Consider the following 1,148-nt stretch of genomic DNA (forward strand, 5'->3'; position numbering starts at 1 on the left):
ACTGGTACCGTTTTAGTCACGATGGCGTTCGTATCGACACAGAAGATCAAACCGAAGACTGCATCGGCGGTTATTTCTTGCGATTGCTTACAGATAAAGAGCCATCAGTGCTACACAAGCAAGTGATGCACTGTTCATTAATTCTTTACGCAGAGCATGAGTTTAACGCCTCAACATTCGCAGCACGCGTTTGTGCATCAACATTGTCCGACATTCACTCTTGCATTACAGCTGCAATCGGTACGCTTCGTGGCCCTCTTCACGGCGGCGCAAACGAAGCAGCGATGGAGATGATTGAAGACTGGCAGACGCCGGATGAAGCCGAAGCCAACATCATGAAAATGCTGGCGAATAAAGACAAGATCATGGGATTTGGTCATGCGATTTATCGAGAAAGCGACCCTCGCAACGCACTGATCAAACGTTGGTCTGAAGAATTGTCGAAGCATGTGGGTGACACGCATTTATACGCAGTATCTGAGCGTGTTGAATCGGTGATGAAGCGTGAGAAAGGCTTGTTCTGTAATGCGGACTTCTTCCATGCATCGGCGTACCACTTTATGGACATTCCGACCAAACTGTTCACACCGATTTTCGTGATGAGCCGTTTAACTGGTTGGGCTGCACACGTGTATGAACAACGCGCAAATAACCGCATTATTCGTCCAAGCGCAGATTACACCGGTCCAGATCATCAAGAGTGGGTGCCTATTGAGAATCGCTAGCGCGAAAGCCAGTCAAAGTCATTACATGCTTTGATTGGTTTATCTCCTCCTTCTTCTGTTTTCACTCTCTCTTGGCAGAAGAAGGAGGACTTCTCGTCACAAACATTACTAGAGCGACTACATCTCAAAAAGTTCTCCAATCAAGTTCTCCAAACTGCTTTGCTAGAGTAGCGTTTCTAGAGAGATGGGGAGAAGGCCAAGATGTACAGATTGAATGGAAGCAAACCATGAGCACAACTATTAATACCCAATTCCGTAAGTCGCTTCCGGGGACTCAACTTGATTACTTTGATGCCCGCGAAGCCGTAAACTCTATCTCTCCTGGAGCCTATGAAACGCTCCCTTACACCTCACGCGTTCTTGCCGAACAGCTCGTACGCCGCTGCGATCCAAGCGTATTAACCGACAGCCTAAAACAGCTTA

Annotated in this window: 2 protein-coding genes; both read left to right on the forward strand. The window is 47.5% G+C overall.

Annotation, left to right across the window (positions count from 1 at the left end; all coding sequences use genetic code 11):
• The coding region (locus tag R7P67_RS25595) for a citrate/2-methylcitrate synthase (protein ID WP_318086421.1) at positions 1-725 on the forward strand (725 nt) is incomplete at its 5' end.
• A gap of 227 nt (positions 726-952) precedes the next feature.
• Positions 953-1,148, forward strand: a 196-nt coding sequence (locus R7P67_RS25600; protein WP_318086422.1) for a hypothetical protein, incomplete at its 3' end; no start/stop codon positions are given.

This window comes from Vibrio sp. Vb0937, from assembly GCF_033338855.1.